Genomic DNA, 25,320 nt, shown 5'->3' with positions numbered 1-25,320 from the left:
TAATGATTTATCGACTGGATTTCGAGCGAGAGTGTTATTCCTGTATCAACCTGGATCAGGACGATATGGAAGACCTGATGGGAGACCTCTATTACCCCGAAGGACTGCCACTTTCCAATGTATGGGTTGAAATGGAGGGAGAGCTGTATGATGGCCTTGGAAAAAGCAGACAGTTATCGACTCCCGATATTGCCAGCTGGGAAGGTACCCCAGTACTGAATGAGCGTGCATACCAATTACTGGCGGGTACACTTGAAGCATCAGGCGAGTTTTTGCCGATAAAAATCGAAAAGAAGCCATGGTTTGTATTCAACACACTCGCCACCACTAACGCAGTAGACCTCGCACACAGCGAACAAAACCGTCGAGGTGGGATTTACCTGGGTCTCAAGTCCCTCCAATTCCTGGAAAACAAAATGGAATACCTTTCGTTATTCAAAACAGATTTCGACGAAAAGGTGGGCACTTTTTGTACTGAGGCATTCAAATCGCAGATAATCGAGAATGCGGTTACCGGTGTTAAGTTCCGAACAGATTTGCACCGCCCCTAACCCCCCACTGAAGACCTGATAAATTCAATAGAGCAAGCCCCTTTTACCCCAAAAGGCATACAGCTCATCGATTTACCCCCCGCTGCCCACACAGCGGGAAGTAAATTTATGTAAACATCCTCAATCCTGACACCCGCTCCATTATTCTGGCCTGAAAGTTGCTGCACTTGGTGCCAGACTTTGCGTGCCCGAATCCGACTCAGCATCCGAATTCAAAATCCAATAAAAGCCTTCGACTATCAGGTATTCCCCATCGTCATGAAAATGATCCGCGCCTTCGGAACCCTTCGAGCCTCTCTTGTCCTGATCAGCACTTTGCTTCTCGCGCCCCCCACTTCCCTGTACGCCCAGGCCCCCAACGCCGGGCCGGTACCGGTGCGTGTGGCAGCGGTGGAGCTGGAACACATCTCCAATCCCATCGAAGCGCTGGGCACCGCCCGGGCATGGGAGTTTGTGTCGCTGCGCGCCGGGGTAACGGAACATATCAGCAAGATCCATTTTGAGAGCGGGCAGCGGGTAAAGGCCGGCGATGTACTGGTGGAGTTGAGCCACGGCGAAGAGCTGGCAGAGCTGGCGGGCGCACGCGCCACGTTAGAGCGCTTTGAACGGGACGAAAAACGCCTGGGTGGCCTTGTGGGCAAGAACCTGACCACCCGCGAACAGTGGGAGGCGGTGCAGACCCAGGTGGCCGAGACCCGCGCACTGATCGACGGGCTGCAGGCGCGCATCGACGATCGCATTATCCGCGCGCCGTTTGATGGCCAGCTGGGGCTGCGCAATATCAGCGTGGGCAGCCTGGCCACCCCCACCACGGAAATCACCACCATCCAGGAAATCGAGCGCCTGAAGCTCGACTTCACCGTGCCGGAACGCCAGCTGTCTGCCATTGCCGGCGGCATGAAGATCGAAGCCATCAGCCAGGCCCACCCGAAGCGGGTATTCAACGGCGAGGTGATGATTGTGGAGGCCCGCGTGGACCCACAGACCCGCGCGTTTACCGTGCGCGGCCGTTTGGACAACCCGGACAGCGATCTCAAGCCGGGCATGCTGCTGCGGGTGAAGATCATCAGCAATCCGCGCGAGGCGCTGACCATTCCCGAGGCGGCACTGGTGCCTGTGGCCGGCGATCAGTCGGTGTTTGTGGTGAAGAAAACCGAGGGCGGGCACATGGTGCAGCGCCGCGAAATCCAGATTGGCCACCGCTACCGCGGCAAGGTAGAGGTACTCTCCGGGCTCAGCCAGGGTGATCAGGTAGTGACCCGCGGCACGCTGCATATTCGCGACGGCCAGGCGGTCTCCGTGCAGTCAGACGAGGGAGCGGCCAGCCAATGATCATCAGTGATACGGCGGTCAAACGCCCGGTTTTTGCGCTGGTACTGTCGCTGCTGCTGGTGGTGTTTGGCCTGATCAGTTTCGACCGGCTGGCGCTGCGGGAATACCCGGATATCGACCCGCCCATCGTGTCCATCGACACCAATTACCCGGGTGCCTCCGCGGATATTGTGGAAACCCGCATCACCCGCCTCATCGAAGACCGCATTGCCGGTATCGAGGGGATAAAAACCGTGAACTCGTCGAGCACCGACGGGCGCTCGCGCATTTCCATCGAATTCAATATCAACCGCGACGTGGACGGCGCCGCCAACGATATCCGCGACCGAGTTTCCGGGGTGCTGAACAATCTGCCGGTGGAAGCGGATCCCCCCGAAATTGAAAAGGTAGACAGCAGCGACGACGTGGTGATCTGGCTGAACCTCACCTCCGACCGCATGACCGTGCCGGAACTGACCGACTACGCCAACCGCTACCTGGTGGACCGCTTCTCGGTACTCGACGGCGTGGCGCGGGTGCGCGTGGGCGGGGCGAAAGACTTCGCCATGCGCATCTGGCTGGACCGCGGCGCCATGACCGCGCACAACGTCACCAGCGCGGATATCGAACAGGCCCTGCGCGCAGAAAACCGCGAGCTGCCGGCAGGCTATCTGGAATCCAGCGATCGCCAGTTCACCCTGCGCCTGCAGCGTCAGTTCCAGAGTGCCGAGGACTTCTCGCGCCTGGCCATCACCACGGGTGACAGCGGCCACGTGGTGCGCCTCGGCGATGTGGCGCGGGTGGAGCTGGGCTCCGCCGAAGACCGCTCCACCTTCCGCGGCAACGGCGAGCCCATGGTGGGCGTCGGCATCACCCGCCAGTCCACCGGCAATATTGTGGCGGTGGCAGAAGCGGCCAAGGCGGAGATGGAAAAGGTCAACAAATCCCTGCCGGACGGTATGCGCCTCAGCCAGAGTTACGACGCCTCGGTGTTCGTGTCCGAGGCAATCAAGGAGGTGTACACCACCCTGATCATTGCAGTGATTCTGGTAACTCTGGTGATTTACCTGTTCCTCGGCAACTGGCGCGCAACCCTGGTACCGGCGGTAACGGTACCGGTATCTTTGATCGCCACCTCCATCCTGCTGTACGCCTTCGGTTTCAGTATCAACCTGCTGACCCTGCTGGCACTGGTGCTGGCCATCGGCCTGGTGGTGGACGATGCCATCGTGGTGCTGGAAAACATTTTCCGGCGCATGGACGAGTACGGCGAACCGCCGCTGCTGGCCGCCTACCGCGGCGCGCGCGAAGTGGGTTTTGCGGTGGTTGCCACCACACTCGTTCTGGTCGCGGTGTTTGTGCCAATTACGTTCCTTGAAGGGGACATCGGCCGACTGTTTTCCGAATTCGCTCTGACCATGTCGGCGGCGGTGATCTTCTCCTCCATCACCGCGCTGACCCTGTCGCCAATGCTGGCAGCAAAACTGATCCGCCCCAATGACGAACACAACGCCGTCACCAAGGTGATGGACAAGGGGCTGGAGCGGGTACAGCGCCGCTATCGCGGTGGGCTCGACTTTATCTTGCGGCATCACTGGGTGGCGGGCTGTGTGTTCGTGGCGGTAATGGCATTTGCCGCACTGTCGTTCCGTCTGATCCCCACGGAATACGCACCGCGAGAAGACCGCGGCTCCTTCTTCCTGCTGGTGAATGGCCCCGAGGGTGCCAGCTACCAGTACATGCAGGAATATATGGACACCATTGAGGAACGGCTGATGCCTCTGGTGGACAAGGGTTATGTAAACCGCCTGCTGGTGCGCTCGCCGCGCTCCTTCGGCACCTCCGCCACCTTCAACACCGGCATGGTGATCTTCACCCTGGCCCCCTGGGGCGAGCGCCCTTCGGCGTTTGAACTGATGAACCAGGTGCGCGCGGCGGTAAGCGACCTGAGTGGAGTGCGCGCCTTCCCGGTGATGCGCCAGAGCTTCGGCGGCGGCCTCGGCAAACCGGTGCAGTTTGTTATCGGCGGCAGCAGCTATGAACAGCTGACCGAATGGCGCGACCAGCTGAATGCAGCCATCGACGAATCCAATCCGGGATTACTCGGGGTCGATTGGGATTACAAGGAAACCCAACCGCAACTGCGCATCAACGTGGACTACGAGCGCGCCGCGGATCTCGGTGTACAGGTCAGCGATGTGGGAACCACTCTGCAGACCATGTTCGGGTCACTGCGCGCCACCACGTTTATCAACAACGGCGAAGAGTACGACGTAATTCTCGAAGGCGAGCGGGAAATGCAGCGCACCCCGGACAGCCTGGAAAATCTCTACGTCCGCTCCACCACCAGTGGCGAACTGATTCCGTTACAGAGCCTGGTGGAGGTCTCCGAGTACGCCGACTCCCCCCAGCTGCAGCGCTATAACCGCGTGCGCTCCATCACCCTCGACGCCAATCTGGCGGACGGGCTGGTGCTCGGGGAAGCGCTGCAATACCTGAATCAGCTGGTGGATGAAAATATCGAAGACTCGCCGGTGATCGACTACAAAGGCCAGTCGAAAAGCTTCCAGGAATCCAGCAACACCATCCTGTTCGCCATTCTGCTCGGCGCTCTTGTCGTGTTTCTGGTACTCGCCGCCCAGTTCGAAAGCTTCGTCCACCCGCTGGTCATCATGTTCACGGTGCCCTTGGCCATGGCCGGCGCGTTGTTGGGCCTGCTGCTCACCAATCAATCCCTGAATATCTACAGCCAGGTGGGGTTGATCATGCTGGTGGGGCTGGCGGCCAAAAATGGCATCCTGATTGTGGAGTTCGCCAACCAGCTTCGGGATCGCGGCGTGGAGTTCAGCCAGGCTCTGCGCCAGGCCGCGGAGACGCGCCTGCGACCGATCCTGATGACCGGGATCACCACCGCCGCCGGCTCACTGCCACTGCTGCTGTCGTCCGGCGCCGGCTCCGAAACCCGCGCGGTGATCGGCACCGTGGTGTTGTTTGGGGTATTGGCAGCAACCCTGTTTACCGTGTACATCGTACCGGTGGCTTACGACGTGCTGGCGCGCCGCACCGGGTCGCCGGGGCAGGTGGCGCGGGATGTAGCGGAGCTGGAGGATCAACACCCGGCGCATAAAACCGACTGATCAGCGGGAGAAATCACGGGGAAAATGGCGGGTAAATGTGCGCCGGACTATCACAACCGGCGCTTTTCTCTTAATCTCTGTCGCACTTCACAAGTCGGGTGCAACTTTTTCGGGATTCACTGCGTCTATTACTGGCACCGCACTGAAATTCACCGGAAGATACCGAACACCGCATATAGGGAAATCACCATGTCCATGGGCAAGCGACTTCTCGCCGCCACCGCACTGATCGGATTACTGACCATGATGGCTGCCTGCAGCAAGCAGGCCTGCTACGGGGATAGAGAGCGCAAACCATCCATGCCGTTTGCCTCCGTGGGCAGCGAGTTGAGCCCGGTGCTCGGACTGGCCAAACGCTACTGATCAGACCTGGCTGATCAGTCCGCGCCACCCCGTCACTCCCCCAGCAACTGCGCAATCTGGCGGTCGTTCAAGCCGAACAGGTACAGTGCCGCATCCAACCCAAAACCATCGATCGCCTGTGGCGCCTCCGCGCGCACCTTTGGCTTGGCGTGGAACGCAATTCCCAGCGCCCCCAGCGACAGCATCGGCAGATCGTTGGCACCGTCGCCCACCGCAATCACCTCATCCAGTGAAAATCCAAGCTCCGTTGCAATCTCCTGCAACAGCAGCGCCTTGCGCGCGCCGTCCACAATCGGATCGATCACCCCACCGGTCAGTGCACCGTCGTCAAACTCCAGCTGGTTAGCGTGAATCACATCCACAGCAAGGTGGTTGTCTTTCAGGTAGTTGGCAAAGTAGGTGAAACCACCGGAGAGGATTGCGGTTTTACAGCCCAGTGCACGCAGCGCCCGCAGCAGGCGCGGAGCGCCGGGCATGATCGGCAGCTTAGGAGCGATTTCCGCAAGACGGGCTTCGGTAAAGCCCTTCAGCAACCCCATACGTTTGCGAAAACTCTGCTGAAAATCCAGTTCCCCGCGCATGGCGGACAAAGTGATCTCCGCCACCTGGTCGCCAACACCGGCAATTTTCGCCAGCTCATCGATAACCTCCGCCTGGATCAGGGTAGAGTCCATATCGAAGCAGGCCAATTTGGGCGCACGTTGGGTCGTGCCCGCCTGCAGGGTCAACTCGATACCCTGCTCGCCAGCCAGCACCAGTAACGCCTGGCGCGCCTCGTTAAAGTCCAGCTCGCCTTCCAGTTGCAAGCGGATGGCACTGCAGTCCGTCCCGGCAGCGAGAATATCCACCCCGCTTATCGACCAGCCCTGCGCCTTCACAAAGGTGTTCACCGATTGCAGCGAAGCCTCCGTCAGCGCTTCTCCGAGCAGCGTCAAGCACCAGGGCGCGGTTACCGCCGCGGGGGAATCAGGCATTTGCGCAGCCACGGAGTGAGCGAATACCTGCTGGCAAAGGGTGGAGTGGGAGGAGTAGATAACTGCGTCCATGTCTGACTCTTGTTGGTTTCGAGGTGGCCGACCCCGGCGCGGGGCCGGGAAAAGGCCGCGCATTATAGCCCGGCGCCTTTTTTCGCTGAAGAAGTGGGATAAAATCAGCGTCTGTACTGCCAGCGAACACATAACAAGATGAAAAATTTTCTCGCCAGCCTGTCCGAATTCTCCAGCAGCCTGCCCCAACGGCTCGCCGGCCTCAGCACCCGCCAGCAGCGCCAACTGCTGGCGGCCACCATCTGGCTCACCCTCGCCGGCTTCTGCCTGGCGACTCTTGGCCATGCCTACGGCCAGCAACAGTCCGCAGCGGTTGCCCGAGACAGGGCTAGCGCCGAAGCGGCAGCAAAGCTGCTGGCAAGCCAGAGCCTGGATCAGATTGTGGCCGGTGACCGCATCAGCCTGCAGATGCTGGCCCAGCAGACACTTGCACTGCCAGCGGTACGCGGGGTAACCATTCAGGATGTGGATTCCAGCCCGCTGGCACAGGCGGGCGTGCGCAACCGCGGCGAGATGATTACCGAACCGGTAGTACTGCACGACAGCCTCGCCGGCAGCGTGGCCCTGAATATCCAGCCAGGGGCCTCGGTACCCTACCCCTGGGCCAGCCTGCTGCTGTGCCTGATCTTTGCCCTGCCCTTCAGCGCCGCCTGCGCTCTGGCCGCCAGCCAGCTAAAGCCGGGCCGCCAACGCACACCGCTGGTCGTCCCCAAAGCCCAGCCAAAGCCGCCACCGGAAGTGACTGCGGGCCTGTACCTGCGCCCGCTGAACTGGGCCCAGCTGGGCAACCAGCTGTCCCACAGTGCCCTGGACGGCCTGCAGGCGGAGCTGGAGCAGCGGCTGCAGTTGCTGACCCGGATCTACGACGCGCGGCCGCTGCCGAGTGCCGGCCCCTTTGTCGGGTTGGGATTTGCCGGTGACGACGCGGCCTTCCGCGCGGTGTGTGCGGGCCTGTTGCTCCGCGGGCTGCAGCAGTCCAGCCGCGCCACCGGCCTGCAGCTGGCGCTGGCGGTGCTTCCCACCAAGCCGGAAGAATTGGATTTCGGTGGTGAGCAACTGCTGAGCCAGTCCCGCGGGCTCGCACTGCACCCACAACTGCAGGACGACGAATCCCTCGAAGACCGCATCCAGTGCCACACCACCAGCTGGGGCGCGGAGGTGACGGGATTGAACCCCAAATTGCAGCAATTGCTGGATAACCAGTTACAGCAGTTGGTTTCGGCTTAATCTTCTATCCCACGGCCCTGTCATAACTTTTTAGTTGTTGATATTCATCGCAATGGGTCGTGATCGCCTCCCCGCCACCCTTTAATAACTTTCACTTGGGTTTCGAACCATTTTCACCGGTTGTCAACAAGTGTTTTCAACCAGTGCTGACATCCGGGAGAAAAGGTTCGAAGGAAAGTAAGAAAGTTACCCGCCTGCGGGCGCGGAGGTTTTCATGAACCGTTCATTCGGAGGACTCGCCGGAGCATTGGGGGCAGCGGCACTGCTGACGCTCACCGGTTGCACCAGCATGGAGGACATGACCGACACGACGACGGCCGTCAATCGCACCAGCGAAGGGCCCGGCTACTACTCGGTCAAGGGCCGCTACTACCACTGCCACCAGAACAACCGCTGCCACAACGTGCGGCATCCCAACTACTACATGCGCGGCGGTGACTACCGCATGGACACGCCTCGAAGTCGCGTCAATCAGCCTCGCTGAACCTTCGCAACACTCGATCGATACTCGATCAAAAACCGTTCAAAACCTACCACAGTTAACCGGTAATTCTCGTGCTTGCCCGCCGTGACTACCCGTTGCCTGCCCCTTGGAGGTCTCTCATGAAGAGCATCATCAGAAAGGGCCTGTTGGCTCTCACCGTATTCGGCACCCTCACACTGGGTGCCTGTGTGTCCGATGGCTATTACAGCTCCAGTAGCGTGGGGTATTCCAGCTACCCCTATTCAACACCCTATGTGTACCCGTCCGGCAGTGCGTCCTTCTACATTTCCTCGCCGCGCTACTACCGCTACGGCGCGCCCCGTTACTATCGCGGCGGTTACTACCGGTACCACGGTCGCCACTACTACAACCGTCCCGGGCATCATCACCGCCCCGGCTATCGTCCCGGTCGTCCTAGCCATCGCCCCGGACGCCCAGGTGGCGGCCACCATCATCACCGTCCAGGTGGCCGTCCAAGCCATGGTGGCCATCGCGGTGGCGGCCATCGTCGCCGCTAATCCGGAAGATTCCCTTCCTGTGTAGAGAAGCCGCCTTCGGGCGGCTTCTTTCGTTTCATACCTTGGTCATACAGACCCGCTGAGTCTGCCGCGCTAGGATTTCTCCAAAGAATAAGCATCTGCGGGAGTTCGCTGTGCAGCAGAATCCAAACCATTCCGTCCTGATCACTGGCTCCACCAGTGGTATCGGCCTCGCTATCGCGCACTGTTTTGCCCGCGCCGGTCACCACGTCATGCTGCACGGGCTCGCCAACGGGGAAACTGCCCGCGCACTGCAATCCGAATTTTCGGGCTACACCGGCAAGCAGGGCTTTAGCTCAGCGGATATTTCCACCGAAGCCGGTTGTGCCCAGCTGGTGGCAGACACCCGCGAGGCGATCGGCAACCCCTCGATTCTTATCAACAATGCCGGGATCCAGCACACTGCCGCCGCTCACGATTTCCCCGCAGACAAGTGGCAACAGATTCTGGCGATCAATCTCAGCGCGGGCTTTTTTCTGTGCCGCGACCTGCTGCCAGCGATGCGCGCCGCGGCCTGGGGGCGGATCATCAATATTGCCTCGGTGCACGGACTGGTGGCTTCCGAGTACAAATCGGCTTACTGCGCGGCCAAACACGGCCTGGTCGGACTGACCAAGGTGCTCGCGCTGGAAAACGCAGACTGCAACATCACCGCCAATGCCATCTGCCCCGGCTGGGTGGAAACCCCACTGATTCAACCCCAGATAGAAAATATCGCGCGGGAACAGCAAGTGGACCTGGATACCGCACGCGCGGAGCTGGTCGGCGCCAAGCAGCCCATGGCACGGGCCACCAGCCCCGATGCCATCGGCGAACTGGCACTGTACCTGTGTGGCGATTTTGCCAGCACCATTACCGGTGCGGCCCTACCGGTGGACGGTGGATGGAGCGCACAGTAGTATCCATTGCACCCGATTCTTTCATTCTTCAGGGTGCTGCCGTGAATTATCAATTGCTGATTGCCGATGACCATCCGCTGTATCGCGATGCGCTGACGACCACCCTCAGCCCACACTTTCCCAATGCAGACCTGCTGCAGAGCGAAGACCTGGAGTCCACCCTCAAGCGGCTCTCCCACGCTGAAATCGACCTGCTCTTGCTGGATCTGAATATGCCGGGCAGTGAAGGGTTCAGCGGGCTTGCCCGGATTCGCAATGATTTTCCCGCGGTTCCGGTGGTGGTGGTGTCGGGCAGTGATCGGCACGGGGTAATTCAGCAGGCTGCGGGGCTCGGCGCCAGCGGTTTTCTGTCAAAAACCGCGCGGCCGGACGAAATCCTGCAGTGTATCGAGTGCGTGCTGGCGGGGGATCAGTGGTTCAGTGAAGAGGCGCTGCAGGCGGAAAGTGAAAGCGCGCTGGCTGAAAAGCTCGGCCGGCTCACACCGCAGCAGCTGAAGATTTTTCAGATGATCGCCCAAGGCATGCTAAACAAGCAGATCGCTTACGATCTGGATATCACCGAACCCACGGTAAAAAGCCACGTTACCGCCATTTTACGCAAGCTCGAACTGCGCGACCGAAAACAGTTGATTCGCGAAGCCCAGGCGCTGATCCAGATCTGATCCGCACCCGGGCCGAAACCTCTTTCAGATAAAATGCTGCACTTTGTTCTTGTAGCTGCGGCTCATTTTCAGACGCTCGCCGTTATTCAGCACCAGATGATATTCACCATTGATATGCGCGCAGATCTCGCGCACGCGTTTCAGATTGACGATGGTTGAGCGGTGGATACGCTGGAATACTTTCGGATCCAGTTGCTGTTCCAATTCTTTCATGGTGATGCGCATCACATGGGTTTCCCCGTTGGCGTGCACGCACATATAGTCGCCGGCGGCATCGATCCAGTCGATCTCCCGCGCCGGTACCAGGGTGATTTTCCCGGAATCCTTGATCGCAATTTTTTCCGGGTAACGGCTGTTGCCCAGTTCACCCGCAGCCAGTTTTTCTTCCAGTGCCGCCGGTGATTCCTGCGTGAGATCCGCCACCGCTTCCAATAGCTGCTCGCGCTGGGCGGCAATGTTTTCGCTGCCGAGCTTTTCCCGCACCCGCTCCACTGCGCGGCCGAGGCGGTCTTCCTCGATCGGTTTCAATACATAATCCACCGCGTTCACTTCGAAGGCCTCCACGGCGTATTGATCGTAAGCGGTGACAAACACGATCTGTGGAATTTCTTCTTTTGGCAACAGCTGCACCAGCTCCAGCCCTGTCACCCCGGGCATCTGAATATCCAGAAAAGCCACATCCGGTTTCAGGTTCAGGATCTGCTCTTTCGCCTCGCGGCCATTGCCGCATTCGGCTACCACCTCGACACCGCCGAGGTTCTCCAGGCGCAGCCGTAGGCCCCGGCGGGCCAGGGGTTCGTCGTCCACGATTATGACTTTCAATCTGTCGCTACTCACCGCTCGTCACTCCAACTATGAAGACCGTTTCCCTGTGCCCAGACCAGGTTGTCATTCCCGCTCAAAGGGGATCCGTAAATGTACCGCGAGACCGCCTTGCGGGCGATTGCAAAAGCGGGTTTTCTGCTCCCCACCGTACAGGGCCTGTAAGCGCTCGCAGGTATTTCGAATACCGACACCGCTGCCGCTGCCCAGCCGCGCCAGCTCGGCCTCGGGCATACCCGGGCCGTTATCGCTGATCTCCAGCAAGAGCTCGCCGGCAAACACCCGCGCTTTAATGGTGACTTCACCACCCCACTCCCGCTGGGAGATACCGTATTTGATTGCGTTCTCGACGATTGGTTGCAGCAACAGGCTGGGCACCAGCGCCTCGGACGCGTCGCCATCGAGGTCCACGTTTACCAGCAGTCGATCGGCGAAACGCACTTTCTCGATATCCAGGTACAACATCAGCGCCTCGACTTCTTTTGCCAGAGTCACCTTCTGCATCGGGTCGTTATCCAGGGAGTGACGCAGGAACTGGGACAGGCGCGTCACCATACTATTCGCGGTCTTACCGTCCTGATCCAGGATCAGGGTCGAAATGGCATTCAGAGTATTGAACAGAAAGTGCGGGTTGAGCTGATAGCGCAGCATCTTCAGCTGCGACTGGTGGGCAATGGACTCTGCTCTCAGCGCCTTCTCCTGCTGCAACAGCGATGCCTGGTAATACTTGATACCGTAGTAAAGCGCCGTCCAGGTCATGTAGATCAGAAAGGAGTAGGAGAACCAGTAGACCGCCATCACCATGGGGTGCTCGTCGCTCTCCTTGCCATACAGCCACAGGGAGCCACCGAACTTGATCGCTGCCCACAAGACCGCACCCACAATGATCACACCGAGGGAGCCCAGCAACCGCTGCGCCGGTGGCTTGTCCCACAGGCGCTGAAAGCCGCGGCGCATACCCTCGGATATGGCGATACCGGAAGCAGTGGCCACGGCAATGTAGCCGGAGTAGAGCAAGTGGTTCTCCACCCAGAAAAAGCCGCCGATAAACGTCAGCAGGGTGTAACCCGCCCAGCCGCTCCACTGCAGCGCTCTGTACTGGTTGCGCTCGGAGGCCAGCCACTCGGACAGCCAGTTGAAAACAGAAGTACCCATAAATCTCCAAACATGCGCAGAAAGTGCGCCAATCTGGGAAAATAGCCTAAATGAGAGCGGGCGTGGACGAAATACCACCAAACGCAGCAATCGGACGGACTGCCGCAGAAAGCGGCCTATTGCGGAGATCGCAGATGAATTACTGGTTATTCAAGTCGGAACCGGATGAATACAGCCTGTCTGACCTGAAAGATGAGCCCGGTCAGGTTGGCCGCTGGGACGGCATTCGCAACTATCAGGCGCGCAACTTCTTACGGGATCAGGTAGGGAAGGGCGACGGGGTGCTCTTCTACCACAGCGCCTGCAAGATTCCTGCAATCGTCGGCACCGCCCGGGTAGTCCGCACCGCCTACCCAGACCCGGCGCAATTCGACCCGGAGAGCAAATACTTCGACCTCAAGGCCACTGCGGAAAACCCGCGCTGGTTCTGTGTGGACATCCAGTGGCAGAGTGAATTTACACGACCGGTCGCCCTGAAAGAGATCAAGCAGAACCCGGCGCTTGCCGGGATGGTACTGGTGAAGCAGGGGCGCCTGTCGATTCAGCCAATAACAGCCGACGAATGGCGAACCCTCAAGCAGCTGGGGAGCTAGCCTCTCCATTTTTAGCTGGTGGCTATAAAAACTCGGCGATCTCTTCCAGAGGCATTTTGTCGATAGCAGGCACTTCCGCACCCTCGGCAGGCAGCCCCGCGACTACGATCATATATGGTCGCTCACTGGCCGGGCGCTTGAGGATACTGTTGAGAAATTTCATCGGGCTCGGAGTGTGGGTGAGGGTAGCAACACCCGCAGTATGCAAGGCGGCCAACAGCAGTCCGGTGGCGATGCCGACGGACTCCGCGGTGTAGTAGTTCTTGCGCTGCTCGCCCTCCGCACCTTCGGAAAATTTCTTCAGGAAGATCACGATCAGATACGGAGCCGTTTCCAAAAACGGTTTTTCCGCATCGGTTCCCAGTGGTTCCAGCGCATCCAGCCACTCTTCCGATGCGCGCCGCTGATAAAACTCCCGTTCTTCTGCTTCAGCTGCCAGGCGGATTTCGCGCTTTATCGCGGCAGATTCCACAACACAAAAATGCCAGGGCTGCATATTGGCACCACTGGGCGCGCTCCCTGCCGTACGCAGACAGGCTTCGATCACTGCGCGGGGTACCGGCTCGCTGGAGAAGTCCCGCACCGAGCGGCGCTGCTTCAGCCGCTGATAAAACGCCTGTGCGCGCTCGATTTTCTCAGCATCGTCCAATCGTTCGAATTCAAACGGCAGAAACTTCCCGGCCTCCGCCATCACACCACCCCTTTGGTGCGGGCAATAAACAGGCTGAGCAGCGACAGCAGGGTGAGCACGACGAGAATGACGCCCAGCAACAGAAATGGGCGAAACGGCTTGCGCTCCACGTCGTTGTGGCCGCTCTTCAGGTAGCGATCCACCTTGGCCTGATCTTCATCGGAGAGTTTTTTCGGTGGGACGGTGAATTCGGACTCGGACTCTGGATTCGACATGGGCAACCCGGGATCTTTTTTATTGTGGTGGCCCGAGTTTATGAGATTCCCCGCAACGAAAAAAGCCCCGCGGATGCGGGGCTTTTTAGGCTGCGGCAGATCCATCAGGATCAGAACAGGTCTTCTTCCAGATCCATCAGCGTCGCACTGCCTGCCTGTACGCTGGCTGCAAGCGCACGGGTTTGCGGCAGCAGGCGGGCAAAATAGAAACGTGCAGTCTTAATCTGGCTGCGGTAGAAATCGTCGTTCTGACCGGCGGCCACGCTGGCTATCCGCGCCCACATAAACGCATAAGCCACAAAGCCGAACAGATGCAGGTACTCCACAGAGGCCGCGCCCGGTGCGTTCGGATCGGTTTTCGCCGCTTCGATCACCGCCACCGTAACGTCTTTCAGTCGCTGCAGTTCGGTGGCCAGCGGCACAATGAACTCCGCCAACTCTTCATTTTCTGCATGGGCGTTGATAAAGGTCTGGACATCGGCGGCAAACAACTCAAAGAAAGCACCACCATTGGCCACGGTTTTGCGACCGATCAGGTCCAGTGCCTGAATGCCGTTGGTGCCCTCGTAGATCTGCGTGATACGCACGTCGCGCACCAGCTGCTCCTGCCCCCACTCACGGATATAGCCGTGACCGCCAAAAACCTGCTGGCCGAGCACGGTGCACTCCAGGCCCTTGTCGGTAAAGAACGCCTTGGCTACCGGCGTGAGCAGGGCAACCATGGCCTCCGCGTGCTGCTTTTCTTCGCCTTCACTGAATTTCGCCAGGTCCAGCCAGCGGGCCACATATGTGGAGAGCGCGCGAGCGCCGCCGATATAGGCTTTCTGGGTCAGCAGCATGCGGCGCACATCCGGATGCACAATGATCGGGTCGGCGGCTTTTTCCGGCTGCTTCGCGCCTTCCGGCGAGCGGCTCTGTACCCGCTCGCGGGCGTATTCGATGGCACTTTGATAGGAGCGCTCAGAAGCACCCAGGCCCTGGATACCCACACCGAGGCGCTCGTAATTCATCATGGTGAACATGGCCGCGAGGCCTTTGTTGAGCTCGCCTACCAGCCAGCCCTTGGCGCCATCGTAGTTCATCGCACAGGTAGCGGAGGCCTTGATGCCCATCTTGTGCTCGATGGAGCCGCAGCCCAATGCATTGGGCTCACCCAGGCTGCCGTCTTCATTGACCAGGATTTTCGGCACCAGGAACAGGGAAATACCTTTCGGGCCTTTGGGAGCATCCGGCAGTTTTGCCAGCACCAGGTGGATAATATTTTCTGAGAGGTCGTGGTCACCGCCGGTGATAAAGATCTTGCTGCCGGTAATGCGGTAGCTGCCGTCGTCCTGTGGCTCCGCCTTGGTGCGGATGATGCCCAGGTCGGTACCGGCGTGAGGCTCGGTCAGGTCCATGGCACCGGCCCAGGTGCCCGAGTACATGTTTGGCAGGTACTTCTGTTTCAGTTCTTCACTACCGTGGGCATCCAACGCCAGGCAGGCGCCGTTGGTCAGCACCGGGTACAGGGCAAAGGAGATATTGGCGGAGCAAAGCATTTCCTCTACCTGGGCACCCAGCATCTTGGGCATCCCCATACCGCCAAACTCCGGGTTGCCCACCAGCGCCCCCCAGCCGCCTTCACAGTAGGTGGCGTAGGCTTCGGGGAAGCCTTTGGGTGTGGTGACCACGCCATCTTTCCAGTGGCAACCTTCCTCGTCACCGGAGCGGTTGATCGGATCCAGGGTGTTGGCGGCCAGTTTGGCCATTTCTTCCAGAATCGCGTCCGCGGTCTCGCGATCCGCCGACTCCGCCAGCGCCGGCAGGCGCGCCCATAGCTTGTCCGCCTCGAATACCTCGTGCAGCAGGAAGTTCATCTCGCGCAGTGGTGCCTTGTACTCGGCCATGGTCTCGCCTCTCCGGTTGTTTTCGGTTCACTGAACCAATGTCGGGCGCTAGTTCAGTCGTTTGTTTCAAACAGATGTTTGAAATCTAGGCCCAAGCGCACTTCAAGTCAAGCCGGGATATCTGTTGCTCGAAGAGAATGAGGCTGACGCAGGCGCCAGCCTATCGGCGAAGGCTTATTCCGATGAAGATAGCAGCGGGGAAAGATCCAGGTGAGCGGCGCCATTGCGGTAGTCGCCCTGTTCATCGTGGGCAACAACACCGAGGCAGGGGGCCGGCAGCAGGGCGCGCAGGGTCATCAGGTTTTCCTCTGCACGGAGCATCTCCTGTTGCGGCCCGCGGGCGAAGTTCGCCACCCAGCCCGCCAGAGACAGGCCATCGCGGCGCACCGCCTCTGCGGTAAGCAGGGCGTGATTGATACACCCCAGCTCCATATTCACCACCAGGATCACCGGCAACGACAGTGCTTTCGGCAGGTCCGACAGGAACTGGCGCGGAGTCAGCGGCACCCGCCAGCCGCCAGCGCCTTCAATCAATACCAGATCCACCTTGCCGCTCATCACGCCACGGCAGATGCCTTCCATCCGCGATATATCCAGCCGCTTGCCCGCTTCCATGGCCGCAATATGGGGCGCAACCGCCGGCTCCAGTGCGATGGGATTGACCTGCTGGTATTCCAGCGCCTGGGTCATCGCGTCCATCAGGGTCAGGGCATCGCTATTGCGCAGGCCATCGGGCGTCGGTTCACAGCCGGAGGCCACCGGCTTTACCGCTGCGGTTTCCAGGCCCTGCTCGCGCGCCTTGTGTAGCAGCGCCGCGGTGATATAAGTCTTGCCCACTTCGGTATTGGTGCCAGTCACAAAAAACGTACGGGTCACGGAATCTTCCTCGGTCTGATCGGTCTTTTTTATTGACGCCTCTTTAAACGTGGCCTACTTGATGATAAATTGACCACTCAGAGCATTAATCATACAACCCACTTCGTCATTATACGGTTGGGGTTAGGATAATTGCCTAATAATAGCCCCAACATTGGTTCGGGGCGGCAGCAAAGGACAGCGCTGTCATGACGCTATTGCGTTACCAAGTCGCACCGTGCAACCACATTGCTTTCTGACCGCGAACCCGGTTCGCCACAGAAACCAGCCTCCCCGCCCAAGGCAGGGATGTGGAAGTGCGAGAGCACGGAAGCTGACTGTTAAGCCCCGGAAAGCCACAATTACCGATGAGAGCCATGCGATATATAAAACTCAGCCTGATTGCCCTGCTCCTGATGCCGACCCTGGTTTTTGCCAAGATCAATCCCGTTGACGAGGTCGTAGTCTACAAATCCAAGCACCTGATGCAGCTGAAGCGCAACGGCAAGGTTGTGAAAAGCTACAAGGTGGTATTTGGCAAAAACCCCAAGGGGCACAAACAGTACGAGGGCGACTCGCGCACCCCGGAAGGCCGCTACACCCTGAACTGGAAAAAGAAGAACAGCACTTACTACCGCGCTATTCAGGTGTCTTATCCCAATGCGCAAGACCGCGCGCGGGCGAAAAAACTGGGCCGCAGCCCCGGTGGATCCATCATGATCCACGGCCAGAAACCGCACTGGAAAGGTATCGAAGATTACCTGACCCGCATGAACTGGACCGACGGCTGTATCGCGGTAACCAACCCGCAGATGGACGAAATCTGGGCGATGGTGGATACCGGTACGCCGATTGAGATTTTTCCGTAATTTTTATGCCGGCCCAGGGATGGGCCTCAATGCTCTTCCTGGTAATACTCCGGCGCCAGATCATCGAAGCGCGTGTACTTACCCACAAACGCCGCCCGACAAGTACCAATCTCACCGTTACGCTGCTTACCGATAATCAACTCTGCCAGGCCCTTATCCGGGCTGTCCTCGTTGTAATACTCATCCCGGTAGATAAACAGAATCACATCCGCATCCTGCTCGATCGCCCCGGATTCCCGCAGGTCCGAGTTCATTGGCCGCTTGTTGGGGCGCTGCTCCACTCCCCGGTTCAACTGCGACAGCGCAATCACCGGGCACTCATATTCTTTCGCCAGCGCCTTCAGGGAGCGGGAAATCTCCGAGATTTCCTGGGTACGCCCCTCGGTGCTGCCCTTCACCTGCATCAACTGCAGGTAATCCACCATCACCATCGCCGGTAGTGCGCGGCGCTCCGCCTCTTCCCGGCTCAGCTTCGGGTCCGCCTGCATCAGCTTGTTGGTGTGGTCGCGCACCGTGCGCTTGACCCGCGCGCGCACCTCCGAAGGTGACAGGCCGGGGGTATCATCGATGTACAGGCCCTTGCCCTTCATCTTCTGCACCGCACTGGACAGCTTCGGCCAATCCTCTTCCTGCAACTTGCCGTTGCGGATCCGGCCCTGGTCGATCTTGCCGATAGACGACAGCATCCGCATCACCAGACTGTCCGACGGCATCTCCATACTGAATACCAGCGTCGGCTTGTGCTGGCTCAACATGGCCGCCTCGACGAAGTTCAGTGCCAGTGCGGTTTTACCCATGGAAGGACGCGCAGCCAGAATGATCATTTCTCCCGGCTGCCAGCCGGAGGTGCGCTGATCCAGCTCGGTCAGGCCGGTGCTCAGACCGGTGAGATCACCCTCGGACTTGAACAGCTCATCGATGCGCTCGACCGTTTTCTTCAACAGTGTGTCGACACCGACAAAGCCGCCCTCTTTGGCGCGCCCCTCGGCGATTTCCGCCACCCTGCGTTCTGCCATCTGCAGCAGGTCGACCGAGCCCAGGCCACCGGGGTTGAAACTGGTGCGGCTGATTTCGCCGGCCGCCGCAATCAACTGGCGTAACATGGAGCGCTCGCGCACGATCTTGGCGTAGGCAACGATGTTGGCGGCAGATGGGGTATTTTCGGCCAGCTCCGCGAGGTACGCCGGGCCGCCGATATCCGCGAGCAGATCGCGGGTGGCGAGGCCTTCGGCGAGGGTGACGATATCCAGTGGCTGCTCGCCGGTGGAGAGCTCCAGCATCACCCCGAAGATGATCCGGTGGTTGGCCACGAAGAAGTCTTCCGCACTCAACTGCTCGGCCACCGCATCCAGGCGACTGGCATCGAGCATCAGGCCGCCCAGTACCGACTGCTCCGCCTCTACCGAGTGCGGCAGCGGTGAGCTGGATTGGGACTCCTGAGATTCTTCTTCGTGGGGGGCGTATTCGTTCATGATCTGGCGTTATTACAGTTTTCCAGGCGCAGAAACCTTTTCAGGACTCAGAATACCGGACTCAGAAACAAGTCAGGCGCTGTACCCTCCATTGCCGGTCATAGACCAGCAGGGAGAATCCAGCGCCTGATTGTAGCGCGGCTGACCGGCAAACGGGCAATTCCGTTTTCCGCCACCGCAACTTGGCGTGCGGGAAGCAGCAGAAGCTTATTCGGCTTCTACAACGACCTTAACGGTGCTGATCACATCGGAGTGCAGCTGTACGTCTACGTCAAACTCGCCCACTTCGCGCAGTGCACCTTCCGGCAGTTTCACTTCGGCTTTTTCTACGGCAATGCCCGCTGCAGCGGTGATCGCTTCAGCGATGTCGCGAGTGCCGATGGAGCCGAACAGCTTGCCTTCGTCGCCAGCGTTGGCGGCGATGGTTACAACAACACCTTCCAGCTTGGCAGCGCGACCTTCCGCTTCGCTGACTTTGGCAGCAGCGGCGGCTTCCAGCTCAGCGCGCTTGGCTTCAAACTCAGCGATGTTCGCTTCGTTGGCCAGAACCGCTTTGCCGGTAGGCAGCAGGAAGTTGCGGCCGAAACCGGATTTAACGTCAACGCGGTCGCCCACATTGCCCAGTTTGCCTACTTTATCGAGCAGAATAACTTCCATCTCGGAACCCTCAGTTTCAGTTCTTGTGCGCCGCTCAGCGTTTGTTGCTCGAGCGTGCGCGAATATCAATCCAGCTATCGATCAGGGCCAGCCCACACAGAAACCCGGCCAGCGGTAACGCAGCGATCACCAGTGAAACATACATGGCAATCAGCGGACCGCGCCCCCAGCCCTTGCGGGCCACCAGCCAGTGGATCAGGCAGATGCCCGCCACCATGATGGGGAAGGCCGCTACCGCGCCCCAGAACACAAAGTGCTCACTGACGAGGCAGTAGATCCACAACAGCATACCGGCTGCGGCTACGGGCAGAGGCATACGCAAAGCGTGCATCTCTTCCTGAAAACCGCCGGGGTTGTACAGCAGCGACTGCCACCAACGGCCCAGCACCAGCGCCAGCACCGCACTGATCACCGACACGAATGCCAGGTAACCCGTGGCCTGCGCCTCGCTGGCAAATGCCTTGCTCAGCTGCTGCGCCTCCGGAGTAGTCGCGCCACCGGCGGCCTCGTTGACTGCCTGCATCAGGCTGTCGAGTACACCGCCGGCAACCTGCGAGGTCACCACAATGCCCAAACTGGTTGCGATGGTCAGTACCACCAGCGCCCAGCTCCAGGCGCGGGTAGCGCGCAGTACCAGCGCACCGGCCAGCACCCCCACAAAGTGGGTGATTGCCATTCCGGACATCAGCGGGGACATATAGCCCGCACCGGCGGCGGCAACCACCGGCAGAAGTGCCCAGGCCAGAACAAACAGGCCATCACCACTGCCGCGGCGCAACCCCACCAGTGCCAGCACGGCGGGGCTGATCAGCGGGATACCCACCAGGGTGAGAATCACCGCGCGTAGGCGCGATCGCATTGCGAATTCAGCGATAGCGCGCACTAGATAGCTTCTCTTTTAAAACAGTACGTACGAAGCAAAGCGCAGCTTAGGCTTCGTGGCTGTCCGTGTACGGCAGCAGCGCAATGTAACGCGCACGCTTGACCGCGGTGGCCAGCTGACGCTGATACTTGGCTTTGGTGCCAGTGATACGGCTCGGTACGATTTTGCCAGTTTCAGAAACGTAGGCTTTCAGGGTATCGAGATCTTTATAGTCGATACGCTTGGTGCCTTCGGCGGTGAAACGGCAGAACTTACGACGACGGAAAAAACGTGCCATCAGATTATCCCCTTACTCTTCGTCTTCGGTTTGTTCGGAAGACTTGTCTTCATCAGCGCCTTTGGAAGAAGACTCTTCCTTATCGGCGCGCTCGCGACGCTCAGAGCGTTCTGCGCGCGCAGCTTTGCGCTCGCGGGACTCTTTCTCGGCCTTCATGATCGGGCTTTCTTCGCTGACGGCTTCGTCTTCGCGAATCACCAGGTTGCGGATCACGGCATCGTTGTACTTGAAGTTGGTGGTCAGTTCCGCCAGTGCTTCTTCAGTGGTTTCCACATTCATCAGAATGTAGTGAGCCTTGTGGATCTTGTTGATCGGGTAAGCCAGACGGCGGCGGCCCCAGTCTTCCAGACGGTGTACTTCACCGCCGCTCTCTTTGATGGTCGCAGAGTAACGCTCGACCATGCCGGGCACCTGCTCGCTCTGGTCCGGGTGAACCAGGAATACAATTTCGTAATGACGCATTTTTGCTCCTTACGGGTTAACACAGCCTCCTGGCTTGCCATCGCGTGAGTGCGGTGACTGCCCGGTGAGGCAAGGAGTGCGCAATGCAACCCGGACGGGTCCATTGCGGGCGACGCATTCTATGCGCCCGGGGAACTGGTTGCAAGTTGATCGATTGGGAGGCAGGCGCGCGGCAGTGCCGGCGACGACAGTTCCGCCGCAGGGCAGCGCGACAGGAGGAGGCGACCACCAGGTCATACTTTGACATCAGGAACCGAAAGCCGCCACAAGACCAGGCAAACCTGAACAGTCACAGATATTTGCAAATCGGGCTTGAGGGGTGTGCGGGGTCGCCCGTCATATCACTACAAGGTCGCCAAAATAAACGGAATCCCTGATTCCGATAAAAGAATCCCAGTCACAATAACAATAATCTCCAGGGACCGACGAATAACAATCAGGATTCAATGCGTAGAGGGGCGGAAACGCCCCTCCACTTTCTTTTCTGAATTTACCGTCTTCCCCCATCGCACCCCGCGTGACCACGTCTCTCAGAATACGTAGCTAACCCCGAGGCTGAACTCCGTCTTGTCGTAGTCGTACAGATCGCGGTTTTCCCGATTGTCGATATTCGTCACCTTACCGTCGAGACTGAAACGCGGTGTCAGGCGATAGCGGGTGGATACCCAGCTTCTGAAACGGTCGGACGCGCGCTCGTACTCGGCCACGTTGCCCTCGCCGTCGACAACCCGGTTCAGCCCGTCGTAGACGCTGTAGCGATACTCGAACCCGGCGCGCAGCTCCCAGCGGCTCATGAAGCGCCAGCGCGCGTCCGAGCCAAACGCGTGGCGTATGGGTGAATAGCTGTAGTAGTCCTCCGCCGCCTGCTGCAGGTCGGCGCGGTCGTTGGTGTCATACAGGTAGTAAACACTCAGGTCTGCACCAAACGCCTCCCGCCCCGCCCTGGCGGAAAAGCGCTGCCGCCAGCCATCGAGATAAGTGAAGTCATCTCCGCCCGCGTAGTAGGCCGGAATATACGAAAGCTGCACGCTGGTTGCGCCAAAGTCCCGCTTGGCGCGGCCGATAAACTGCAGCTGACGGCTAACCAGCTCTCCCCCCAGGGTCACCAGCTCAGCGCCGGCACCGGCCTCCAGCGCCCAGCCCCGCCAGCGCATATCGCGCGAAAGTGCGCTGCTCACACTGCCCAGATTGAGGTTGTCCAGATCGCTGTAGCGACGGGTGAAGCCGTAACCGTGCAATCGCCAGCCGTCGCGCTCGTTACCCTGCAGGCGGTACTGACCCCAGGCGAACAGCTCGAAAAAACTGTCTTCACCCACTGCGTCCTCTCCCAACAACGCGTTTTTCACCGCGTAGGGATTGCTGTCAAAACCGGCGTTCAGGCTGGTCATGGCGAGCCAGGGTCGCGGCTGTGGCGCCGGCTCCGATGCCACGGCCCCCAGCTGCAGTGCCGCCAACCGCTGCAACTTGGGCGATGCCGAACGCGCACTCACCCGACGAAAATACTGCGCGGCCTGTATCTGGTCGCCCTGCCGGCGCGCCACCAGCCCCAGATTGTATTCCGCTAGGTCCCGCCACTGAGGTGCGGGCACCAGCTGCCAGAAATACTCGGATGCTTCCTCATAACGTCCCAGTTTGAACAGGGTGACACCGAGGTTGAACTTGAGCCGGTCACTTTCATTGCCGGCGGCTTCTGCCTGACGAAATAGCGCCAGAGCCTGAGGGTAGTCGCCACGCTTGAAAGCGCCTGTGGCGCTGGGGGTTTCCGCAGCCGCCAACCTGGGCGGCCCAAAAACAGAAACGGCCACCAGCAGGGTGACCAGAAACAACAACTGAATATATTCGCGCATTCCTTGCCTCATACACATCGCTGGATGCTTTCCATCTTTACATCTGCTCTACGCCGCCCACTGTCGCGGGAAATCCGCCCGGGGACCACATTCGATCCCCGGGGCCCGCCCCAATCTGGCCGACTTACCGACAGCCCGATTCAGCCACCGGATCCTTCCGCAGCCTCCGCCGCTACGTCGCCACGCAGTGAGTCCAGCAACCCATCCATATCACCCATACCACCGCGGGCTTCTTCGGGTAGTGCACCCAGGATGTCCTGCATCATCTGCTCGATCATGCCCTGCATCTCGGCGTTGGTGAGGCCGTTTTTCAGCGCCTCCTCCACCGCTTCACGCGCGGACTCGACGGCCTGCTGTGCCTGCTCGTTCGCGGCCAGGGCCGAGTTTTGAGCGCTGGCCATCAGTGCCGTGCGACGCTCTGCCATCTCCGCCAGCATCGCCTCGCGGTCGGCATTATCGGTGCCCGCTTCGCCACCAGCCTGCATTTCCCGCGCGGCCTTGATGGCAGCCAGCGCGGCGGCCAGTTTCTGCTCCGCTACCTCGCGCACCTCTTCCGGCAGCTCGATGTTGTTGAGCAGGTCCTGGGCGGTCTCAGCGTCTTCCACCACCTGCAGGGTGATATCCAGATCCGCCGCCGCTTCTGCTTCCGCCACTGCGGCCTGTACGTCGCTTCCCGCTGCCATGTCTTGCTGTGCCCAGGTCACCGCCGAAAACGGCAGGGCGGTGGCCAGGAGCAAAGCCTGCGCCAGGGAGGGGCGACGCGTGAAAAAAACCTGGGCAGACAATTTCTTCGACAATTGCTGAGACATAATCCTTTACCTCTTTCCTTCAGAGCTTGATCAACGATGGCGACGGTGTCGCCGGTTCTACTTCAGGTATCGAGTAGCGCAGCGTTTTTTTGGCGCCGCGGTACTCCACTTCTATGGTCAGACTTGCGCCAGCCAGTTCGCTTTCGGCCAGCTCGCCGTCCACTTGCAACGGCAGGGTGATGCGATTGGCACCTGCCGGAATATCTGTTTGCCACTGGAGGTTCTGCACCCCCTGAAATCCTCTCAGGCTGGTGTGCGCCGGCAGTTGAATGCGGATGGTTGCGCCATCCAGTGCGCGCGGGCTGTCCAGCCGCACATGCACGGGCCTCAAGGCGTGTTCCAATACCTGCGGTTGCGCGTCAGGTGTAGAGATCAGTTGCGGCACCAGTAGCACACCGAGTAACAGACTGGCCGCCAGCCCGAATACCATTCCCACAGCCAGCCCGCCGGCGCCACCAGTTGCGCGCGCGCCGCGGCGGCGTGCGGGCAGCACACGGGCCAGCAGGCGCGCCTCGAAATCATCGCCGGGGTCCGGCACCGGCATATCCGCCAGTGACTGCTGCAGGGCGAGTTGCTGACGCTCCTGCTTCTGCACCAGCGCACGGCACACATCGCACTCACCGATGTGCTGCCCCAGTAGTGGGTGTTCGCGAACCACCCGGCTGCCATCGCGCACCATCAATTGTCGTAACTGCTGACACAACATCACTGCCTCCTCAATTGACCCGCGCCGCGCGATCACTAAACTCGCCACCCGCCGGAGCGGACTCATCCCCCAGCCACTGCTGCAATTTTTTGCGCGAGCGATGCAGGCGGGATTTCACCGTGCCCACTTCCAGCGCGAGAATTCCCGCAATCTCCAGCACCGTGTACCCCTCCACATCGTGCAGCAGTACGATGTCGCGCCCGCTGTCCGGCAAACGCGCCAGGGCGCGATCAAGGGTGCGCTGCATATCCATACGAGCGTGTTCGCCAATTCCATCACTTGTCATTTTGCGTTCGCACAAGCCGACCTGTTCATCCGCATCAATACTCACGGATTCGTCCACCGGCGAAGACTGGCGCCGGCGATATTGATCGACATAGCGGCGATAAAGTACCCGCGCCAGCCACGGGCCCAACCGCTCGATGCTGTCCAGTTCGGCAACTCGCGGCAACAGCCCGGCAAGAACATCCTGCACCAGGTCTTCCGCCTCATGGGCGCTGCCGGTAAAACGAAACGCCACCCGATACAACTGCCGCAGATGGGGAAACACAAGCGCCACAAACCTGTCCTGGCGCGCACGTTTCTGATTTAAAAACCAGGCCTTCACCGCATACTCCCTTGCCACCCGTACCGGGCCGCTAATCCCGAGCCTTACTGAGCGCCACAATCCGGAGGATTTGTCAGCGTCACAACAGACTCCTGAACATAAACACGAACCGGAACCGCAAAAGGTTCCCGCCGAATTTAAAAAGTCGTAAAAAATTAAAGCAGGGTCTGCGCGTGGGTCCCGGATTCTCGCTGGGAGCAGGTCTCAAATACGTAAGGGTGGGCGCACTAAGACGTCAGAGGTAGGAACAGGGGAACAAGAAACGAAAACAAGAAGGCAGCAAAGTGGGGGAAAA

General features: G+C 59.7%; 27 protein-coding genes. 11 read left to right on the top strand and 16 right to left on the bottom strand.

The features are described from left to right. Positions 1-2 precede the first annotated feature (2 nt). The 4 genes from Q1A74_RS08305 (at position 3) to Q1A74_RS08290 (ending at position 5,362) form a co-directional block, all read left to right on the top strand. Positions 3-551 carry a DUF1629 domain-containing protein gene (locus Q1A74_RS08305; RefSeq protein ID WP_299594578.1) on the top strand — a complete coding sequence of 183 codons (549 nt, stop codon included), beginning with the start codon at positions 3-5 and terminating at the stop codon, positions 549-551. Positions 552-809: 258 nt separating this feature from the next. Continuing rightward, positions 810-1,883 (top strand): efflux RND transporter periplasmic adaptor subunit, encoded by a 1,074-nt coding sequence (locus tag Q1A74_RS08300; protein WP_299594577.1) that lies wholly within the window; start codon positions 810-812, stop codon positions 1,881-1,883. Further along, on the top strand, positions 1,880-4,999 hold the full coding sequence (locus tag Q1A74_RS08295) for an efflux RND transporter permease subunit (RefSeq protein ID WP_299594575.1): 3,120 nt from the start codon (positions 1,880-1,882) through the stop codon (positions 4,997-4,999). The genes Q1A74_RS08300 and Q1A74_RS08295 overlap by 4 nt, the downstream gene beginning before the upstream one ends. A 189-nt stretch (positions 5,000-5,188) precedes the next feature. Continuing rightward, a complete protein-coding gene (locus Q1A74_RS08290; protein ID WP_299594573.1) occupies positions 5,189-5,362 on the top strand; it encodes a hypothetical protein in 174 nt (57 codons plus the stop codon). A 32-nt stretch (positions 5,363-5,394) separates the two neighbouring features. Here the strand turns inward: Q1A74_RS08290 and serB are convergent, their stop codons facing one another. Further along, positions 5,395-6,408, bottom strand: a complete 1,014-nt coding sequence (serB, locus tag Q1A74_RS08285) for a phosphoserine phosphatase SerB (RefSeq protein WP_299594571.1) — start codon at positions 6,406-6,408, stop codon at positions 5,395-5,397. A gap of 138 nt (positions 6,409-6,546) precedes the next feature. On the opposite strand from serB, the gene Q1A74_RS08280 reads away from it, so the two are divergent. From Q1A74_RS08280 to Q1A74_RS08260, 5 genes are all read left to right on the top strand, one after another. After that, the gene (locus tag Q1A74_RS08280; RefSeq protein ID WP_299594569.1) at positions 6,547-7,635 is read left to right on the top strand and encodes a hypothetical protein; all 1,089 of its coding nucleotides are present in this window, start codon (positions 6,547-6,549) and stop codon (positions 7,633-7,635) included. 214 nt (positions 7,636-7,849) lie between these two features. Then, positions 7,850-8,119: a hypothetical protein gene (locus tag Q1A74_RS08275; protein ID WP_299594566.1), complete on the top strand. Its 270-nt coding sequence runs from the start codon at positions 7,850-7,852 to the stop codon at positions 8,117-8,119. 119 nt (positions 8,120-8,238) lie between these two features. Further along, positions 8,239-8,637 (top strand): hypothetical protein, encoded by a 399-nt coding sequence (locus Q1A74_RS08270; protein ID WP_299594564.1) that lies wholly within the window; start codon positions 8,239-8,241, stop codon positions 8,635-8,637. Between the two features lie 134 nt (positions 8,638-8,771). Next, positions 8,772-9,557, top strand: coding sequence for a 3-hydroxybutyrate dehydrogenase (locus tag Q1A74_RS08265; RefSeq protein WP_299594562.1), 786 nt, complete (start codon positions 8,772-8,774; stop codon positions 9,555-9,557). Continuing rightward, positions 9,542-10,219 carry a response regulator transcription factor gene (locus Q1A74_RS08260; RefSeq protein ID WP_299594560.1) on the top strand — a complete coding sequence of 226 codons (678 nt, stop codon included), beginning with the start codon at positions 9,542-9,544 and terminating at the stop codon, positions 10,217-10,219. Before Q1A74_RS08265 ends, Q1A74_RS08260 begins: the two co-directional genes overlap by 16 nt. A 24-nt stretch (positions 10,220-10,243) precedes the next feature. Here the strand turns inward: Q1A74_RS08260 and Q1A74_RS08255 are convergent, their stop codons facing one another. Both Q1A74_RS08255 and Q1A74_RS08250 read right to left on the bottom strand, forming a co-directional pair. Next, positions 10,244-11,041: a response regulator gene (locus Q1A74_RS08255; protein WP_299594558.1), complete on the bottom strand. Its 798-nt coding sequence runs from the start codon at positions 11,039-11,041 to the stop codon at positions 10,244-10,246. 66 nt (positions 11,042-11,107) lie between these two features. Beyond that, the gene (locus Q1A74_RS08250) at positions 11,108-12,196 is read right to left on the bottom strand and encodes a sensor histidine kinase (RefSeq protein ID WP_299594556.1); all 1,089 of its coding nucleotides are present in this window, start codon (positions 12,194-12,196) and stop codon (positions 11,108-11,110) included. 134 nt (positions 12,197-12,330) lie between these two features. On the opposite strand from Q1A74_RS08250, the gene Q1A74_RS08245 reads away from it, so the two are divergent. After that, on the top strand, positions 12,331-12,789 hold the full coding sequence (locus Q1A74_RS08245; RefSeq protein ID WP_299594554.1) for an EVE domain-containing protein: 459 nt from the start codon (positions 12,331-12,333) through the stop codon (positions 12,787-12,789). A 22-nt stretch (positions 12,790-12,811) separates the two neighbouring features. Here Q1A74_RS08245 and Q1A74_RS08240 read toward each other — a convergent pair whose 3' ends face one another. The 4 genes from Q1A74_RS08240 to bioD all read right to left on the bottom strand — a co-directional run bounded on the left by Q1A74_RS08240 (position 12,812) and on the right by bioD (position 16,457). Then, positions 12,812-13,480 carry a nitroreductase family protein gene (locus tag Q1A74_RS08240; RefSeq protein WP_299594552.1) on the bottom strand — a complete coding sequence of 223 codons (669 nt, stop codon included), beginning with the start codon at positions 13,478-13,480 and terminating at the stop codon, positions 12,812-12,814. Next, a complete protein-coding gene (locus tag Q1A74_RS08235) occupies positions 13,480-13,695 on the bottom strand; it encodes a DUF3094 family protein (RefSeq protein ID WP_299594550.1) in 216 nt (71 codons plus the stop codon). Before Q1A74_RS08235 ends, Q1A74_RS08240 begins: the two co-directional genes overlap by 1 nt. A 110-nt stretch (positions 13,696-13,805) precedes the next feature. After that, positions 13,806-15,581, bottom strand: a complete 1,776-nt coding sequence (locus Q1A74_RS08230; RefSeq protein ID WP_299594548.1) for an acyl-CoA dehydrogenase C-terminal domain-containing protein — start codon at positions 15,579-15,581, stop codon at positions 13,806-13,808. 174 nt (positions 15,582-15,755) lie between these two features. Then, a complete protein-coding gene (gene bioD / locus Q1A74_RS08225) occupies positions 15,756-16,457 on the bottom strand; it encodes a dethiobiotin synthase (protein WP_299594546.1) in 702 nt (233 codons plus the stop codon). A 356-nt stretch (positions 16,458-16,813) separates the two neighbouring features. On the opposite strand from bioD, the gene Q1A74_RS08220 reads away from it, so the two are divergent. Beyond that, positions 16,814-17,305 (top strand): L,D-transpeptidase family protein, encoded by a 492-nt coding sequence (locus Q1A74_RS08220; RefSeq protein WP_299594544.1) that lies wholly within the window; start codon positions 16,814-16,816, stop codon positions 17,303-17,305. A gap of 26 nt (positions 17,306-17,331) precedes the next feature. Here Q1A74_RS08220 and dnaB read toward each other — a convergent pair whose 3' ends face one another. From dnaB to Q1A74_RS08175, 9 genes are all read right to left on the bottom strand, one after another. Further along, on the bottom strand, positions 17,332-18,777 hold the full coding sequence (gene dnaB, locus Q1A74_RS08215; RefSeq protein WP_299594542.1) for a replicative DNA helicase: 1,446 nt from the start codon (positions 18,775-18,777) through the stop codon (positions 17,332-17,334). A gap of 207 nt (positions 18,778-18,984) precedes the next feature. Continuing rightward, positions 18,985-19,434, bottom strand: a complete 450-nt coding sequence (gene rplI, locus Q1A74_RS08210; RefSeq protein ID WP_299594540.1) for a 50S ribosomal protein L9 — start codon at positions 19,432-19,434, stop codon at positions 18,985-18,987. A gap of 34 nt (positions 19,435-19,468) precedes the next feature. Then, complete coding sequence (locus tag Q1A74_RS08205) at positions 19,469-20,293, bottom strand: hypothetical protein (RefSeq protein ID WP_299594538.1); 825 nt, start codon at positions 20,291-20,293, stop codon at positions 19,469-19,471. 70 nt (positions 20,294-20,363) lie between these two features. Continuing rightward, positions 20,364-20,594 carry a 30S ribosomal protein S18 gene (rpsR, locus tag Q1A74_RS08200; protein ID WP_066960629.1) on the bottom strand — a complete coding sequence of 77 codons (231 nt, stop codon included), beginning with the start codon at positions 20,592-20,594 and terminating at the stop codon, positions 20,364-20,366. Positions 20,595-20,606: 12 nt separating this feature from the next. Further along, positions 20,607-21,056 (bottom strand): 30S ribosomal protein S6, encoded by a 450-nt coding sequence (gene rpsF, locus Q1A74_RS08195; RefSeq protein WP_299594530.1) that lies wholly within the window; start codon positions 21,054-21,056, stop codon positions 20,607-20,609. Between the two features lie 530 nt (positions 21,057-21,586). Beyond that, on the bottom strand, positions 21,587-22,903 hold the full coding sequence (locus Q1A74_RS08190) for a tetratricopeptide repeat protein (protein WP_299594528.1): 1,317 nt from the start codon (positions 22,901-22,903) through the stop codon (positions 21,587-21,589). Positions 22,904-23,043: 140 nt separating this feature from the next. Next, positions 23,044-23,712, bottom strand: coding sequence for a hypothetical protein (locus Q1A74_RS08185; protein ID WP_299594526.1), 669 nt, complete (start codon positions 23,710-23,712; stop codon positions 23,044-23,046). A 19-nt stretch (positions 23,713-23,731) separates the two neighbouring features. Continuing rightward, positions 23,732-24,418 carry a hypothetical protein gene (locus Q1A74_RS08180; RefSeq protein ID WP_299594524.1) on the bottom strand — a complete coding sequence of 229 codons (687 nt, stop codon included), beginning with the start codon at positions 24,416-24,418 and terminating at the stop codon, positions 23,732-23,734. 10 nt (positions 24,419-24,428) lie between these two features. Continuing rightward, positions 24,429-24,977 (bottom strand): sigma-70 family RNA polymerase sigma factor, encoded by a 549-nt coding sequence (locus tag Q1A74_RS08175; RefSeq protein WP_299594522.1) that lies wholly within the window; start codon positions 24,975-24,977, stop codon positions 24,429-24,431. Positions 24,978-25,320 lie beyond the last annotated feature (343 nt).

The sequence above is a fragment of the uncultured Microbulbifer sp. genome, from assembly GCF_947504145.1.
Classification (GTDB): domain Bacteria; phylum Pseudomonadota; class Gammaproteobacteria; order Pseudomonadales; family Cellvibrionaceae; genus Microbulbifer.
The sequence above is the reverse complement of the archived record's forward strand: the minus strand, read 5'-3'. Positions and strand labels throughout refer to the sequence as shown.

Bases quoted from the DNA above. Each gene is read 5' to 3' on its own strand.
- Q1A74_RS08305 (WP_299594578.1), top strand. From the start codon at position 3: ATGATTTATCGACTGGATTTCGAGCGAGAGTGTTATTCCTGTATCAAC.
- Q1A74_RS08235 (WP_299594550.1), bottom strand. From the start codon at position 13,695: ATGTCGAATCCAGAGTCCGAGTCCGAATTCACCGTCCCACCGAAAAAA.
- Q1A74_RS08300 (WP_299594577.1), top strand. From the start codon at position 810: ATGAAAATGATCCGCGCCTTCGGAACCCTTCGAGCCTCTCTTGTCCTG.
- Q1A74_RS08245 (WP_299594554.1), top strand. From the start codon at position 12,331: ATGAATTACTGGTTATTCAAGTCGGAACCGGATGAATACAGCCTGTCT.
- Q1A74_RS08275 (WP_299594566.1), top strand. From the start codon at position 7,850: ATGAACCGTTCATTCGGAGGACTCGCCGGAGCATTGGGGGCAGCGGCA.
- Q1A74_RS08185 (WP_299594526.1), bottom strand. From the start codon at position 23,712: ATGTCTCAGCAATTGTCGAAGAAATTGTCTGCCCAGGTTTTTTTCACG.
- serB (WP_299594571.1), bottom strand. From the start codon at position 6,408: ATGGACGCAGTTATCTACTCCTCCCACTCCACCCTTTGCCAGCAGGTA.
- Q1A74_RS08230 (WP_299594548.1), bottom strand. From the start codon at position 15,581: ATGGCCGAGTACAAGGCACCACTGCGCGAGATGAACTTCCTGCTGCAC.
- Q1A74_RS08190 (WP_299594528.1), bottom strand. From the start codon at position 22,903: ATGCGCGAATATATTCAGTTGTTGTTTCTGGTCACCCTGCTGGTGGCC.
- rplI (WP_299594540.1), bottom strand. From the start codon at position 19,434: ATGGAAGTTATTCTGCTCGATAAAGTAGGCAAACTGGGCAATGTGGGC.
- Q1A74_RS08205 (WP_299594538.1), bottom strand. From the start codon at position 20,293: ATGCGATCGCGCCTACGCGCGGTGATTCTCACCCTGGTGGGTATCCCG.
- Q1A74_RS08250 (WP_299594556.1), bottom strand. From the start codon at position 12,196: ATGGGTACTTCTGTTTTCAACTGGCTGTCCGAGTGGCTGGCCTCCGAG.
- rpsF (WP_299594530.1), bottom strand. From the start codon at position 21,056: ATGCGTCATTACGAAATTGTATTCCTGGTTCACCCGGACCAGAGCGAG.
- Q1A74_RS08270 (WP_299594564.1), top strand. From the start codon at position 8,239: ATGAAGAGCATCATCAGAAAGGGCCTGTTGGCTCTCACCGTATTCGGC.
- Q1A74_RS08180 (WP_299594524.1), bottom strand. From the start codon at position 24,418: ATGTTGTGTCAGCAGTTACGACAATTGATGGTGCGCGATGGCAGCCGG.
- rpsR (WP_066960629.1), bottom strand. From the start codon at position 20,594: ATGGCACGTTTTTTCCGTCGTCGTAAGTTCTGCCGTTTCACCGCCGAA.
- Q1A74_RS08220 (WP_299594544.1), top strand. From the start codon at position 16,814: ATGCGATATATAAAACTCAGCCTGATTGCCCTGCTCCTGATGCCGACC.
- Q1A74_RS08260 (WP_299594560.1), top strand. From the start codon at position 9,542: ATGGAGCGCACAGTAGTATCCATTGCACCCGATTCTTTCATTCTTCAG.
- Q1A74_RS08290 (WP_299594573.1), top strand. From the start codon at position 5,189: ATGTCCATGGGCAAGCGACTTCTCGCCGCCACCGCACTGATCGGATTA.
- Q1A74_RS08280 (WP_299594569.1), top strand. From the start codon at position 6,547: ATGAAAAATTTTCTCGCCAGCCTGTCCGAATTCTCCAGCAGCCTGCCC.
- Q1A74_RS08240 (WP_299594552.1), bottom strand. From the start codon at position 13,480: ATGGCGGAGGCCGGGAAGTTTCTGCCGTTTGAATTCGAACGATTGGAC.
- dnaB (WP_299594542.1), bottom strand. From the start codon at position 18,777: ATGAACGAATACGCCCCCCACGAAGAAGAATCTCAGGAGTCCCAATCC.
- Q1A74_RS08295 (WP_299594575.1), top strand. From the start codon at position 1,880: ATGATCATCAGTGATACGGCGGTCAAACGCCCGGTTTTTGCGCTGGTA.